A 13,817-nucleotide genomic window follows, 5' to 3' on the forward strand; every position below is an offset into this window, starting at 1 on the left:
GGTCAGGCCGCTCGATCAGGCCGCTCGATCAGGCCGGTCGATCACGCCGAGATCCGCGTTGCGGCCCGTGCGAGCGCGCGGGCACGCTCGACCACCAGGTCCACGACCCGTGGGTGCGCGCCGAGGACGTCGGCGACGACCTGCGCGCCGGCGGCGTACGCGTCGCGACGGGCCCTGCGGTGGAAGTGGCCCGTGGCGAGGAGGTACGGCGACACGGCATCCCCCGGCCGGACGACCTCGTCGGGGCGGAGACCGCGGCCGGCCAGGGTCGCCAACCGGACCGGCGCGCCCCAGGCCTGGCCGAGCAGGTGCGCGGCCGCGGCGAGGTCGGCCGTCGCGGCCGGGTCGTTCGAGCCGGCGGCGACCATGACGACGGGCTGTCCGGGGCGGGCGCCGGCCGCGTGGAGCCGGTCGACCTGGGCGACGGCGAGGAGGCGGTCGGGGCCGAGCGCCCGGCCGAGGTGGACGTCGTCGCGACCGGCTCCCCCGACGGCGGCGGGCAGGTCCTGGCGCAGGTGGTAGCCGGTCGACAGCAGCAGCGGGACCGCGACGGTCGGAGCGGCGAACTCCGCTGCCTCCATGACGACGTCGGCGAACGACGGCGCACACAGCTCGACGTACGACGTCGTGGCGGGCCAGCCGAGGCGGCGCGCGGCCGCGGCGGTCAGCTCCCGGGCCACCTCGTTGCCCGCGGCCGTGCGGGTGCCGTGGGCGACGGTGACCAGGTGGGGTGCGGGCGTAGCGTCATTCGTTCTGTGGGTGAGAGCCCACGGAACGAATGACGTTACGCCCGGATCCGACCTCATGGGGTGACGGCCAGCCGGTAGCCGCGCTTGACCACGGTCTGGATGCAGCGGGTGCCGAGGGCGGCGCGGAGCCGGGCCACCGCCATCTCGACGGCGTGCTCGGAGCCGGCGGTGCCGGAGGGGAGGGCGGCGAGGAGGTCCCGGCGGGCGACGACGGTCCCGGGGTTGACGAGAAGGGCCTGGAGGACGGCGTACGGGGCGGGTGAGAGCCGCACCTCGACGCCGTCGAGGAGCACGCCGCGATCGCCCAGGTCGCCGTGCAGGAGCAGGGTGTGGCCGGCGACGTCGAGGGAGGTGCCGGCGGCGCGGGACGGCAGCTCGACCTCGAGCTGCTTGACCATGGCGGCGAGGCGGGAGCGGTCGGGATGGATCGACGGCACGCCCCACATCTCGAAGGCGGCGGCAGTGACCGGTCCGACGCAGGAGGCGACCACGTCGGCCTGGAAGGCGCCGACGACCTGGTCGCGGTGTCCGGTCGTCCCGGCGGCCTCCATCATCGCGGCGATCGCCGGGGCGGCGGTGAAGGTCACCGCGTGCACCCGGCGCTCGGCGACGGCCTCGATCAGCCCGAACATCGGCTCCGGGTCGGCCGCGCCCTCGACGCGGTAGACGGCGACCGTGGTGACGTCGGCGCCCAGCCGGCGCAGCGCGTGCGCCGCGAGGGAGAGCGACTGGCCGTGCTCCTGGACGACGATCCGCCGGCCCCGGAGGTCGCGCCCGCGCAGGTGCGCCAGGACGTCCTCGAACTCCTCCGACTCCGGCGCCCACAGCTCGCGCAGCCCGAACCGGCGCAGCGCCCCGACGCTCTTGGGCCCCCGGGCCAGGATCTCCGCGCCGCCGAGGTGGGTGGTGAGGTCGGCCAGCAGCCCCCAGCGCTCGGCCGCGGTGAACCAGGATCTCAGGCCGATGCCGGTGGTCGCGACGAAGATGTCCGCCGGCTGGGCGAGCACCTGCTCGGTCGCGGCGCGCAGGGCGGGCTCGTCGATCCGGTTGGGGTCGACCGACAGCGCCGGCGCGTGGATCACCGAGGCGCCGCGCCGCTCCAGCAGCGCGATCTGCTCCTCGGCACGGCGCGCCGCCGTCACACCGATGGTGAAGCCGGACAGGGGGAGATCGACCACTATCCGATTCTCTCGCGTCGCGCGCCGACCACCACAACGCCGTCGACCACACCGACGTCGTACGTCGGCACCGCGAGGCTCATGTCGTCCAGGCACACGCCGGTGCGCAGGTCGAAGTGGTGCTTGAACAGCGGACTCGCCACGAAGGGCACCTCCTCGCCGGCCACCGTCCGGGTCCCGACGATGCCGCGGGAGAGCACCGCGGCGCCGCCGCGCGGGTCGACGTCGGAGAGCGCGAACAGCTCGTCGTCATTGGTGCGGAAGACGGCGACCGCCTCCCCGTCGATCAGCGCGGACACCCCGGACTCGCGGGCGATCTGGTCGATCCGGCAGATCTCCGGCTGGTCGGGGGCATTGACGAACGAGACGAAACGGGCGAGCTTGACCGGGTCGTCGATCGTCGCCTGCCACTCGTCGAAGTACGAGTCCACGTGCCGGGCCATGGCCGCCTCCAGCTCGTCGCCGAGCCCGAGGCGGTCGTCGACCACCACCTCGCGCACCCGCTCCAGCCCGCCGATCTCGTCCATCCAGGACGCCGTGCGCTGCAGCCGGTCGGCGGTGCGGACGTAGTACATGAGGTAGCGGTCGAGGTAGCGGATCAGCTCCTCGCGGGACAGGTCGCCGGCGAGCAGCTGGGCGTGCGCGGGCACGGCGCCGCCGTTGCCGCCGACGTAGAGGTTCCAGCCCTTCTCGGTCGCGATGACCCCGAAGTCCTTGCCGCGCGCCTCCGCGCACTCGCGGGCGCAGCCGGAGACGCCGCCCTTGATCTTGTGGGGCGAGCGCAGGCCGCGGTAGCGCAGCTCCAGCTCGATCGCCAGGGCGACGGAGTCCTGGACGCCGTAGCGGCACCAGGTCGAGCCGACGCACGACTTCACCGTCCGCAACGACTTGCCGTAGGCGTGGCCGGACTCCATGCCGGCGTCGACCAGGCGCTTCCAGATCGCCGGCAGGTCGTCCTTCCTGGCGCCGAACAGGTCGATCCGCTGGCCGCCGGTGATCTTGGTGTAGAGGCCGTAGTCCCGGGCCACCTCGCCGATCACGATCAGGCGGTCGGGCGTGATCTCGCCGCCCGGGATGCGGGGGACGACGGAGTAGGTGCCGTTGCGTTGCAGGTTGGCGAGGTAGGCGTCATTGGTGTCCTGCAGGGTCGCGTTGGCGCCGTCGAGGACGTGGTGGTTGAGCAGGCTGGCCAGGATCGAGGCGACGGCGGGCTTGCAGATGTCGCAGCCGCGGCCCCTGCCGTGGCCCTCGACGATGTCGTCGAAACGGTTGTAGCCGTGCACGGCGACGACCTCGAAGAGCTCCTGCCGGGTCATCGCGAAGTGCTCGCACAGGGACCTGTCGATGACCTTGCCGGACGCCGCGAAGTGGTCCTCGACGATCTTCTTCACCACGCTCTTGCACGAGCCGCAGGTGGATCCCGCCTTGGTGCAGGCGGTGACACAGCCCGCGTCGGTGCACGGGCCGCCGTCGTTGAGCGTCGCGTCATCGGAGACGGCCGCGACGATCTCGGCCTTCGTCACGTTGTTGCACGAGCAGACCTGCGCGTCGTCCGGCAGCCCCAGCTCGAGCCCGCCGCCCCGGGCCGCCGGGAGGATCAGCTCCTCCGGGTTGTCGGGCAGCTCGATGCCGGAGCCCACCAGCGGACGCAGCACGCCGTACGACGACGCGTCGCCGACCAGGATGCCGCCCAGCAGCTCGTAGCCGCCGCTCGTGAGCTCCTTGACCACGAGCTTCTTGTAGACGCCGGCCACGGCGTCGGCGTACACGACCTCGAGGGCGTCCTCGTCGGTGGCGAACGCGTCGCCGAAGGACGCGACGTCGACGCCGAGCAGCTTGAGCTTGGTCGACATGTCGGCGCCGGTGAAGGAGCCGGCCGCGCCGCCGAGCAGGGCGTCCACGACGACCTCGGCCATCGCGTAGCCCGGCGCGACCAGGCCGTACATCCGCCCGCCCGGCGCGGCGCACTCACCGATCGCCCAGATGTGCTCGTCGCTGGTGCGGCAGTGCTCGTCGACCAGGATGCCGCCGCGCTCGGCGATGGCGAGGTCGGCGGCCCGGCCCAGCGCGTCGCGGGGCCGGATGCCGGCGGAGAAGACGACGAGGTCGACGTCGATCGGGTTGCGGTCCTTGAGCGCCAGGCCGGTGACCCTGTCCTTGCCGAGGACCGCCTCGGTCAGCGCGCCGGTGTGCACGGTGAGGCCGAGGGTCTCGATGTGCCGGTTGAGCGTGGAGCCCGCGGCGTCGTCGATCTGCACCGCCATCAGCCGCGGCGCGAGCTCGACGACGTGGGTCTCCAGGCCCAGCTGGTGCAGCGCGTTGGCCGCCTCCAGGCCGAGCAGGCCGCCGCCGATGACCGCGCCGACCTTGGCCTTCCGCGACGCCGCGCGGATCGCCTCCAGGTCCTCGATGGTGCGGTAGACGAAGACGTTCTTCAGGTCCTTGCCCGGCACCGGTGGCACGAACGGGACCGCGCCGGTCGCCAGCACCAGCTCGTCGTAGTGCAGGTCGTCGCCGCCGGCGAGGGTGATCACCCGCTGGCGCGGGGAGATCGCCACGACCTCGGCGCCCAGACGCAGGCGGACCCGCGGGTCGTCGTACGCACCGCCGGGGAGCAGGGAGAGCGCCTCCCCGCCCCGCTCGAAGAACGAGGTCAGGGCGACCCGGTCGTACGCCGGGCGCGGCTCCTCGCCGAGGATCGTGATGTCGTGGGTCTCGGTGAGCCCGCGCTCGATCGCCGCCTGGACGAAGCGGTGGCCGACCATGCCGTGGCCGACGACCACCAGTTGCCTGCGCTGGTTCATGGGTCAGGTTCCCTTCTGGGCGGTGGCGAGGGCGGGCCGGCTGCCGAGCAGCCGGCGCACCGTGCTGGCGCAGCCACCGCAGCCGGTGGTCGCGCGGGTGGTGTCGCGGACCTGCTCCAGCGAGGAGCAGGCACGGATCCGGCCGGCGGCGACGCCGGCGCAGGCGCACACCTCGGCGTCGTCGGGCAGGTCGACGGCTCCGTTGCCGCCGCCCCGGGGTCGCTCCGGCAGGAGCAGATCACCGGGCTCGTGCGGCCCGAGGACGGTTCGCCGGTCGAAGTGCTGGGTGATCAGGCCGATCCGGGACAGGTCGCCGACCAGGGCGGCGGCCGCGATCCGGCCGTCTCGTACGACGAGGCGCCGGTGCGATCCCGCGACCGGGTTCGCGACCTCGACCACCTCCCCGCCCGCGGCCAGCTCGGTCGCGACGTCGCCGAGCACGGCGACCTCGAGGTCGGTGGCCCGCAGCCGCGCGACGATCCGCGCGCCGTCGTACGTCACGTCCTCGTCGCAGAGGACCCCCGCGAGGACCCCGGCCTGCTCCCAGGCGGGCGACACGAAGCCGGTCGTGCGGCCGCGCCCGTCGGAGGCGACGGTCTCGGCGCAGTCGCCGAGCGCGTGGACGGCCGGGTCGGTGACACTGGCGAGCCGGTCGTCGACGACGATGCCGCACCGCACCGCGAGCCCGGCGCGGCGCGCCAGGGCCGTCGAGGGCCGGCCGCCGGCGGTGAGCACGACGAGGTCGGTGTCGAGGGCGATGCCGTTGTCGAGGCGCAGCGCGGGGCCGCCGGGGCCGTCGACGAGCCGGACGGCCCGCGCGCCGGTGTAGACCGCCACACCGAGCTTCGTCAGGTCCCGGGCCAGGATCCGTCCCGCGGGAGCGCTGACCTGCCGGTGGAGCAGGTGCTCGGCGCCCTCGACCACCTCGGTCCTGATCCCGCGCACCCCCAGGGCCTGCGCCACCTGCAGCCCGAGCAGTCCGCCCCCGACGACGACGGCGCGCCTGCTCCCCGGCAGCGCGGCCACCAGGCGGGCGCAGTCGTCGAGGGAGCGGAAGGCGTGCACCGCCTCGTGCAGCGAGCCGTCCATCCGGACCAGGCCGCGGATCGGCGGCAGCGACGGGATGCTGCCGGTCGCGAGGACCAGGACGTCGTACTCCACCAAGGTCCCGTCGACGAGCATGACGTCCCGACGCTCGCGGTCGACGCCGAGGACGCGGGCGCCGAGGCGCAGGTCGACGCCGTGGCCGGCGTACCACTCCGGGGCGCGCAGCGTCAGCGCCTCCGACCGGTGGGTTCCCTCGAGGACGGCGGAGAGCAGGATCCGGTTGTACGGCGGCGCGTGCTCGTCGCCGAGGACGGTGATGTCCATCCGGTCCGGTGCCCGCCGGGCCACCAGCTCCTCGACCAGCCGGGTCGCGGCCATGCCGGAGCCGACGACGACCAACCGCCGGCGCGGTGCGGCGGCGTGCGGTCGGCTGGTCACGGGATCCATCGAAGGTCACCGACGTTTCGCGCCGGGCGCTCGGCTCGCACGCCGATGTCAACGAGTCCTCACGGCCTCACCGCGCCGGCTCCTTCCTCCTCCTTCGGGGAGCCCGACTAGCGTCGGGGCCATGCTGAGGCCCGCCCCACGTGACGTGCGCGTGTCGCGGGCCACCTACGTCGCCGCGCTGGTGGCGTTCGCCGCGTGGCTCCCGTTCCTGCGCACGCCGCTCGCGTCCGACGCGTCCGGCTTCCTCACCGTCGGGCGGCAGTGGGACCACGGCAGCTCGCTGTACGGCGACCACTGGGTCGACCGGCCGCCCCTGCTGATCTGGATCTTCCGCGCGGCCGCCCGGCTCGGCCCGGTCGGGCTCGGCGACGACGGCGTGTCCGCTCCGGCGGTGATGGTGCTCGGCGGCGTGGCGAGCGCGGTGGTTGTCCTGCTCGCGGGCCTGCTCGCCGCGCAGCTGGCGAGCCCCGGCACGCGCTGGACGACCCGCGCCGTCCCCGTCCTCGCCGCGGCGCTGCTGTCCAGCCCCCTGCTCGGTATGCCGGAGACCAACGGCGAGCTGCTCGCGGCGCCGTTCGTGATGCTCGGCGTGGTCGCTCTGGTCGCGGCGCTGTCGATGCCGGCCGGGCGCCGCCCGCTCCTGCTCGCCGCCGGGGCCGGCGCGGCGGGGATGGCCGCCGCCCTGGTCAAGCAGAACGTCGTGGACGTCTTCGGGTTCGCGCTCGTGCTGATGTTCCTGTGCCGTGGTCGGGTGACCGGGCTCGGCCGGCTCGCCGGGTCCTTCGCGGCCGGCGCGGTCGTCGTCCTGGCCGCCACCCTCGCCTCGGCGGCCGAGCGCGGCACCTCCCCCGCCGACCTCTGGCGGGCCGTCGTGGTCTTCCGGATCCGCGCCGGTGAGGTGATCGACACGGCGGCTAGTGCCAACACCTCGCACCGGATGCTCCTGCTCACCCTCGCCTTCCTCGCCAGCGGCGCCGCGCTCACCCTGGGCACGGTGGCCTTCCTCAACGCCCGCGACGCGATCCGGGACCGGCCGCGCGGCGCGCCGCTCGCGGTGGCCGGGCTCGCCCTGGCCGGGTGGGAGCTGGTCGGCGTGGTGGCGGGCGGCAGCTACTGGCTGCACTACCTGACCGGGCTGGTCCCGGGCATCGTGGTGCTGGCCTGCCTGGTCGGCCCCACCGCACGGGTCCGTCGGATGCTGACCGTCTGTCTCGGGCTGGCCCTCGTCGCCACCGGGGCGGCCTGGACCGAGCAGCTGATCAACCCCGCCAACCCGGCGATCGCGCTCGACGCGAAGATCGCGCACTACCTGCGCGACCACGCCGCGCCCGGCGACGGCGTCGTGATCGCCTTCGGACGCCCCGACATCGTGGTCGGCAGCGGGCTGTCCAGCCCGTACGAGCACCTGTGGAGCCTGCCCGTCCGGGTCCTCGACCCCGAGCTCACCGAGCTGCGGGCCGTCCTGACCGGTCCGGACGCGCCGCGCTGGGTCGTGGTCTCCGGCGCCAGCCTCGCCACCTGGGGCGTCGACGCGAGCGGGGTGCAGGACTACTTCGTCGAGCACTACCGCGAGCAGGCGGCGTACGACGACTTCCACATCTGGCAGCGGCGCTGACGCGAGCCGACCGGGCCTTGATCCAGACCATTTTCGTATTACGATTATCTGGTGGAGAAGATCAACGGCGTCCCGGTGACCGACCAGGACGTCCAGGAGTGGGCCGACGAGGCCGAGCGCGGATACGACGTCGACCGACTCCGCAAGCGCGGACGCAGGCCCGTCGGCGACGGACCGGGCCAGGTCGTGCCGGTCCGCATCGACGAGACCCTCTTGTCGGCGCTCTCCGAGCGCGCAGAGAAGGACCACGTCAGCCGCTCCGAGGCGATCCGAGCAGCGATCCGCGCCTACGTCGCGTGAACGTTCACGACGCCGCGCTCAAGCACGGCGTCGATCCGGCCGACGCCGTCCACGCCGCCCGGTCCGCCGTCTTCGTCAGCGATCTGGACGAGGACATGCCGTCTCGACAACTACGGCTCGGATTCGATCGGAGCGGCCGGCTGCTCGAGTTGGTCGTACTGCGATTCGACAGCGGGGGCGAGCTCCTGATCCACGCCATGAAGGCCCGGCGCTCCTACCTCGACCTGCTCGAACCCTGACGATCGCTGGCAGGCATCCGTTCGCGGCGCCGGACCCCTACGCCTTGGCTCGCGAGGCGAGTCATCCACGCAGGCATGGCCGCGAGCAGGCGGCGTACGACGACTTCCACATCTGGCAGCGGCGCTGACGCGAGCCGACCGGGGTCGCCTCCGTCACATCGGGTGGCGGAGAGGAATAGCCGACAACAGGGCTCCGTTGCGCCGACTCGATACCCCTTGGGGGTATAGTCCGAGACTCCGCACCGCGGAAAGGAGACCGCTGTGAGCCTGTTCGCGATCCGCGACTTCCGCCGCCTGTTCGCCGCGCAGGTCATCGCCCTCTTCGGCACCGGGCTGGCGACCGTCGCGCTCGGCCTCCTCGCCTACGACCTGGCCGGCCGGGACGCCGGCGCGGTCCTCGGCACCGCGCTCACCATCAAGATGGTGCTCTACGTCGTCATCGCGCCGCTCGCGGCGGCATTCGTCGACCGCCTCCCCCGCAAGCTCTTCCTGGCCCTGCTCGACGTGGTCCGCGCCGGCGTGGTCCTGGCGCTGCCATTCGTCAGCGAGGTCTGGCACATCTACGTGCTGATCGCCCTGCTGCAGTCGGCGTCCGCGGCGTTCACCCCGACCTTCCAGGCCGTCATCCCCGACATCGTCACCGAGGAGGCGCAGTACACGCGGGCGCTCTCGGCGTCCCAGGTCGCCTACACGATGGAGAGCCTGCTGAGCCCGGTGCTCGCGGCCGTAGCGCTGACCTTCATGTCGTTCGACCGGTTGTTCGTCGGCACCTCGCTGGGCTTCGCCGTCTCCGCCGTCCTGGTCATGTCCACCGCGATCCCCGACGCGCGCCCGACGGGCGGCGCGAAGGCCTGGGAGCGGATCGCGTCGGGGATCCAGAGCTTCGCCCGCACACCCCGCCTGCGCGGGGTCATGGCGCTCAACCTGGTCGTGGCCTCCGCCGGCGCGATCGTCGTGGTCAACACCGTCAACTACGTGCGCGACGTCCTCGGCGGCGATCAGGCCGACGTGGCCTGGATGCTGGCCGCCTCGGGCGGCGGCACCCTCCTCGTCGCGGTGGCCCTGCCCCGGGTCCTCGACCGGGTCGCGGACCGCACGGTGATGATGACCGGATCGGCCGTCCTCGTGGCCGCCGTCACGGGCGCCCTGGCGATGACGGCGACCGGGCTGAGCTCGTGGTGGGTCACCGGCGCGATCTGGGTCGCCGTCGGCGGCGGCATGGCGCTGATCGTCACCCCGACCGGCCGGGTGCTGCGCGGCTCGGCGACCCCGGACGCGCTGCCGAAGCTGTTCGCCGCCCAGTTCTCGCTGTCGCACCTGGCCTGGCTGGTCACCTATCCCGTGGCCGGCTGGGTCGGCACCGGCGTCAGCCTGACCACCGCCTGGTCGATCCTGCTGGTCCTGGCGGCGGGCGGCGCGGTCGCGGCGCGACTGCTGTGGACCCGCCCGGTCGGCGTACCGGAGGGGGTGCCGGTGGAAGTCACGCCGGTCGAGGTCCCGGTCGAGAGCGCTCAGCGGGAGCCGGCCCTCGCCGGCGCCGGGCGGATCCGGGCGACCGAGGCCGAGGCGGCCGAGGGCATGCTCGCCGCCGCCCAGTGCACCTGCGTGCGCACGGTCTGAGCGGGCGATCGGGCAGGCACCTCAGGGCCGCCCGGACGACGGCACCAGCACCTGGGCCGCGCACACCTTGAACTCCGGCATCCGGCTGACCGGGTCGAGGGCGTCGTTGGTGAGCCGGTTGGCGCCGACCCAGTGGAAGGGCACGAAGACCGTGTCCGGGCGGATGGTGGCGACCACCCGGGCGGGTGCCCGCAACTCGCCGCGGCGGGTGCGGACCACCACCGGCCGGCCGTCGGCCGCGCCGATCCGGTCGGCGAGCGTCGGGTGCAGCTCGACGAACGGGCCGTCGTCGGCGAGCTCGCGGATCCGCCGGGTCTGGGCGCCGGACTGGTACTGCGCCAGCACCCGGCCCGTGGTCAGGTGCACCGGGTACGACGGGTCGGGCTCCTCTGCGGGGCCGACGTACTCCGGCACGACGAAGCGGGCCCGGCCGTCAGGCGTGGCGAAGGAGTCCGCGAAGAGCCGGGGCGTGCCGGGGTGCGGTGCCTGACCTTCAGGGGTGGAGGGACAGGGCCAGAAGACGCCGTGCTCCGCGACGATCCGGGCGTAGCTGATGCCCGAGTAGTCGGCCCGGCCACCCGCGGAGGCCCGGCCCAGCTCGGCGAAGACCTCCTCCGGGTCGGTGGGGAACCCGGCCGAGGAGCCCAGCCGGGACGCCAGCCCGGCGATGACGTCGAGGTCGCTGCGCACTCCCTCCGGCGGAGCGACCGCCTGGCGGCGCAGGACGACCCGCCCCTCGAGGTTGGTCATGGTGCCGGTCTCCTCGGCCCACTGGGTGACCGGGAGGACCACATCGGCGAGTGCCGCGGTCTCGGACAGGACGAGGTCGCAGACGACGAGCAGGTCGAGGGACTCCAGACGCCGGGTGATCCGCGTGGCGTTGGGCGCCGAGACCACGGGATTGGAGCCGTGGACGAGCAGCGCCCTGGGGCCGCCCCCGTCACCGAGCGACTCCAGGAGCTCGTACGCCGAGCGCCCCTTGCCCGGCAGGTTCTCCGGTGGCACGCCCCACACCCTCGCGACATGGGCGCGCGCGGCCGGATCGTCGATCATCCGGTAGCCGGGCAGCTGGTCGGCCTTCTGGCCGTGCTCGCGCCCGCCCTGCCCGTTGCCCTGGCCGGTGAGGCAGCCGTAGCCGGCGTACGGCCGGCCCGGCATGCCCAGCGCCAGGGCGACGTCGATCCAGGCCAGCACCGTGGCGGTGCCCTGGGCGTGCTGTTCCGCGCCGCGGGCGGTCAGCACCATCACCCGCGCGGCGCCGGCGAGCAGGTCGACCAGGGCGTGGAGCTCGTCGGCGGCGATGCCGGTGGCCCGCTCGACCCGCTCCGGCCACCACGCCGCAGCCGCCCGGCGTACGTCGTCGAAGCCGGTCGTCCGCGTCGCGACGTAGACCTCGTCCACGGCACCCCGCGCGTCGAGCAGGTGCAGCACGCCCAGCGCGAGGGCGAGATCGCCGCCGGGCACGGGCTGCAGGAAGAGGTCGGCCCGCTCGGCGGTCGGGGTGCGCCGCGGGTCGACGACCACCACGCGGCCGCCGCGCTCGCGGAGCCGGTCGAGGTGGCGCGCCGCGGGCGGCATGGTCTCGGCGAGGTTGGAGCCGACGAGGACGACGACGTCGGCGTCCTCGACGTCGGCCAGCGGGAACGGCAGGCCGCGGTCGATGCCGAAGGCCAGGTTGGCGGCGCTGGCCGCCGAGCTCATGCACCAGCGGCCGTTGTAGTCGATCTGGCTGGTGCCGAGGGCGACCCGGGCGAACTTGCCGAGCAGGTAGGCCTTCTCGTTGGTCAGCCCACCCCCGCCGAAGACGGCGACCGCGTCCCTGCCGTGCGCCTCCTGCAGCGCCCGGAGCCGGGCCGCGACCAGATCCAGCGCCTCGTCCCAGTCCGCGGCGCGCAGCTCACCGGTGTCCGGGTCGCGCACCAGCGGCGTCGTGAGCCGCTCCCGGCTGCCGCGCAGACCACCTGCCGTCCACCCCTTGCGGCACAGCGCGCCGGCGTTGACCGGGAACTCGTTCCAGGTGCCGATCTCGACGCCGACCCGGCCCGCACGGGCGACCGTCATCCCGCACTGCAGGCTGCAGTAGGGGCAGTGGGTGGGGGTGGCGGGCGTGGGCATGAGCCGATTCCACGGCACCCGCATTTCGCGCCGGGGAGCGCCGCCGCCATCCCGTGTCAACGAGTCCTCACGGTCTCACCGGAGGACCCGCTGTCCACGGAATGGTCACGGAGATGAGACGCTAGGAACTTCCGAGATACATCACCACAGCGTTGTGGGCGGTGTCCTCGTGCGTCCGAAGGAGCATCGTGAACGATCTGAACCCGACCCTGCAGCCGATCTTCGACGAGATCCTGGCCCGGAATCCCGGCGAATCGGAGTTCCACCAGGCGACGCGCGAGCTGCTGGACAGCCTGGGTCCGGTCGTCGCCCGTCACCCCGAGTACGCCGACGCCGCGATCATCCGCCGCGTGTGCGAGCCCGAGCGCCAGATCATCTTCCGGGTGCCGTGGGTCGACGACGCCGGGCAGGTCCAGCTCAACCGCGGCTTCCGGGTGGAGTTCAACTCCGCGCTCGGCCCGTACAAGGGCGGCCTGCGCTTCCACCCCTCGGTCTACCTCGGCATCGTCAAGTTCCTCGGCTTCGAGCAGATCTTCAAGAACGCCCTCACCGGCATGCCCATCGGCGGCGGCAAGGGCGGCTCGGACTTCGACCCGAAGGGTCGCAGCGACGCCGAGGTGATGCGCTTCTGCCAGTCGTTCATGACCGAGCTCTACCGCCACATCGGCGAGTACACCGACGTCCCCGCCGGCGACATCGGCGTCGGCGGCCGCGAGATCGGCTACCTGTTCGGCCAGTACAAGCGGATCACCAACCGCTACGAGTCCGGCGTCCTCACCGGCAAGGGCATCGGCTGGGGCGGCTCCCTGGTCCGCACCGAGGCCACCGGCTACGGCACGGTCTTCTTCGCCAACGAGATCCTCAAGGCCCGCAAGAGCTCCTTCGAGGGCAAGACGGTCGTCGTGTCGGGCTCCGGCAATGTCGCGATCTACGCCGCCGAGAAGGCCGCCGAGCTCGGCGCGATCGTCGTCGCCTGCTCCGACTCGAGCGGGTACGTCGTCGACGAGAAGGGGCTCGACCTCGACCTGCTGAAGGAGGTCAAGGAGGTCCGCCGCGAGCGGCTGTCGGCGTACGCCGGGGCGCGGGAGTCAGCGCGCTTCGTCGCCGGCAGCCCCACCACCTCGGTCTGGGACGTCCCCTGCGACATCGCGCTCCCCTGCGCCACCCAGAACGAGCTGGACGGCGAGCACGCCCTCACGCTGGTCCGCAACGGCTGCACGGTCGTCGCCGAGGGCGCCAACATGCCCTGCACGCCGGAGGCCGTGAAGGTCCTCACCGACGCGGGCGTCGCGTTCGCGCCGGGCAAGGCGGCGAACGCCGGCGGCGTGGCCACCAGCGCGCTGGAGATGCAGCAGAACGCCTCCCGCGACTCGTGGAGCTTCGCCCACACCGAGGAGCGGCTCGAGCAGATCATGGTCGGCATCCACGCCCGCTGCCTGGAGACCGCCGAGACCTACGGCGCGCCGGGCAACTACGTCGCCGGTGCCAATATCGCGGGGTTCACCCAGGTCGCGGACGCGATGCTGGCGCTCGGCGTCATCTGAGTCCGGACGGTTCACCTACCGAATTGGTCGTGCTCGGGGCGGCGGGTTCAAGGGGTCGAAGCAACGTGACCTTGGAGGAGCGTTGCGATGAGACCGTTGTCAGGGCGGGGTTCGTGTCGATCGTGGGAGCAGTGGGACCAGTTCTTCGAGCTGGTGTGC

General features: G+C 73.3%; 10 protein-coding genes. 5 read left to right on the forward strand and 5 right to left on the reverse strand.

Translation table 11 applies throughout. The features are described 5' to 3' along the window. Positions 1–41: 41 nt before the first annotated feature. Genes RB608_RS16275 through RB608_RS16290 form a run of 4 tightly spaced genes read right to left on the reverse strand, consistent with a single transcriptional unit; the run spans position 42 to position 6,216 of the window. The gene (locus RB608_RS16275; protein WP_308089086.1) at positions 42–806 is read right to left on the reverse strand and encodes a CbiX/SirB N-terminal domain-containing protein; all 765 of its coding nucleotides are present in this window, start codon (positions 804–806) and stop codon (positions 42–44) included. Beyond that, positions 803–1,927 carry a uroporphyrinogen-III synthase gene (locus RB608_RS16280; RefSeq protein WP_308089087.1) on the reverse strand — a complete coding sequence of 375 codons (1,125 nt, stop codon included), beginning with the start codon at positions 1,925–1,927 and terminating at the stop codon, positions 803–805. Before RB608_RS16280 ends, RB608_RS16275 begins: the two co-directional genes overlap by 4 nt. Beyond that, positions 1,927–4,731: a nitrite reductase large subunit NirB gene (gene nirB / locus RB608_RS16285; RefSeq protein WP_308089088.1), complete on the reverse strand. Its 2,805-nt coding sequence runs from the start codon at positions 4,729–4,731 to the stop codon at positions 1,927–1,929. The genes RB608_RS16280 and nirB overlap by 1 nt, the downstream gene beginning before the upstream one ends. A gap of 3 nt (positions 4,732–4,734) precedes the next feature. Further along, complete coding sequence (locus tag RB608_RS16290; protein ID WP_308089089.1) at positions 4,735–6,216, reverse strand: FAD-dependent oxidoreductase; 1,482 nt, start codon at positions 6,214–6,216, stop codon at positions 4,735–4,737. Between the two features lie 130 nt (positions 6,217–6,346). Here RB608_RS16290 and RB608_RS16295 point away from each other — a divergent pair, with 130 nt between their 5' ends. From RB608_RS16295 to RB608_RS16310, 4 genes are all read left to right on the forward strand, one after another. Next, entirely contained in the window at positions 6,347–7,840 is a 1,494-nt protein-coding gene (locus tag RB608_RS16295; RefSeq protein ID WP_308089090.1) for a hypothetical protein, read from the forward strand. A gap of 51 nt (positions 7,841–7,891) precedes the next feature. Continuing rightward, positions 7,892–8,140 carry a ribbon-helix-helix domain-containing protein gene (locus RB608_RS16300; RefSeq protein WP_308089091.1) on the forward strand — a complete coding sequence of 83 codons (249 nt, stop codon included), beginning with the start codon at positions 7,892–7,894 and terminating at the stop codon, positions 8,138–8,140. Then, complete coding sequence (locus RB608_RS16305; RefSeq protein ID WP_308089092.1) at positions 8,137–8,379, forward strand: hypothetical protein; 243 nt, start codon at positions 8,137–8,139, stop codon at positions 8,377–8,379. Before RB608_RS16300 ends, RB608_RS16305 begins: the two co-directional genes overlap by 4 nt. A 261-nt stretch (positions 8,380–8,640) precedes the next feature. Continuing rightward, positions 8,641–9,999 carry an MFS transporter gene (locus RB608_RS16310; protein WP_308089093.1) on the forward strand — a complete coding sequence of 453 codons (1,359 nt, stop codon included), beginning with the start codon at positions 8,641–8,643 and terminating at the stop codon, positions 9,997–9,999. A 21-nt stretch (positions 10,000–10,020) separates the two neighbouring features. Here the strand turns inward: RB608_RS16310 and RB608_RS16315 are convergent, their stop codons facing one another. Beyond that, the gene (locus RB608_RS16315) at positions 10,021–12,114 is read right to left on the reverse strand and encodes a molybdopterin oxidoreductase family protein (RefSeq protein ID WP_308089094.1); all 2,094 of its coding nucleotides are present in this window, start codon (positions 12,112–12,114) and stop codon (positions 10,021–10,023) included. A gap of 197 nt (positions 12,115–12,311) precedes the next feature. Between RB608_RS16315 and gdhA the strand changes: the two genes are divergently transcribed. Next, complete coding sequence (gdhA, locus tag RB608_RS16320; protein ID WP_308089097.1) at positions 12,312–13,658, forward strand: NADP-specific glutamate dehydrogenase; 1,347 nt, start codon at positions 12,312–12,314, stop codon at positions 13,656–13,658. The last annotated feature ends 159 nt before the right edge of the window (positions 13,659–13,817 follow it).

The sequence above is a fragment of the Nocardioides sp. LHD-245 genome, from assembly GCF_030929495.1.
Lineage (GTDB): Bacteria > Actinomycetota > Actinomycetes > Propionibacteriales > Nocardioidaceae > Nocardioides.

Excerpts from the sequence above, each read along its gene's own strand:
- RB608_RS16295 (WP_308089090.1), top strand. The coding sequence starts at position 6,347 with ATGCTGAGGCCCGCCCCACGTGACGTGCGCGTGTCGCGGGCCACCTAC.
- nirB (WP_308089088.1), bottom strand. The coding sequence starts at position 4,731 with ATGAACCAGCGCAGGCAACTGGTGGTCGTCGGCCACGGCATGGTCGGC.
- RB608_RS16315 (WP_308089094.1), bottom strand. The coding sequence starts at position 12,114 with ATGCCCACGCCCGCCACCCCCACCCACTGCCCCTACTGCAGCCTGCAG.
- RB608_RS16275 (WP_308089086.1), bottom strand. The coding sequence starts at position 806 with ATGAGGTCGGATCCGGGCGTAACGTCATTCGTTCCGTGGGCTCTCACC.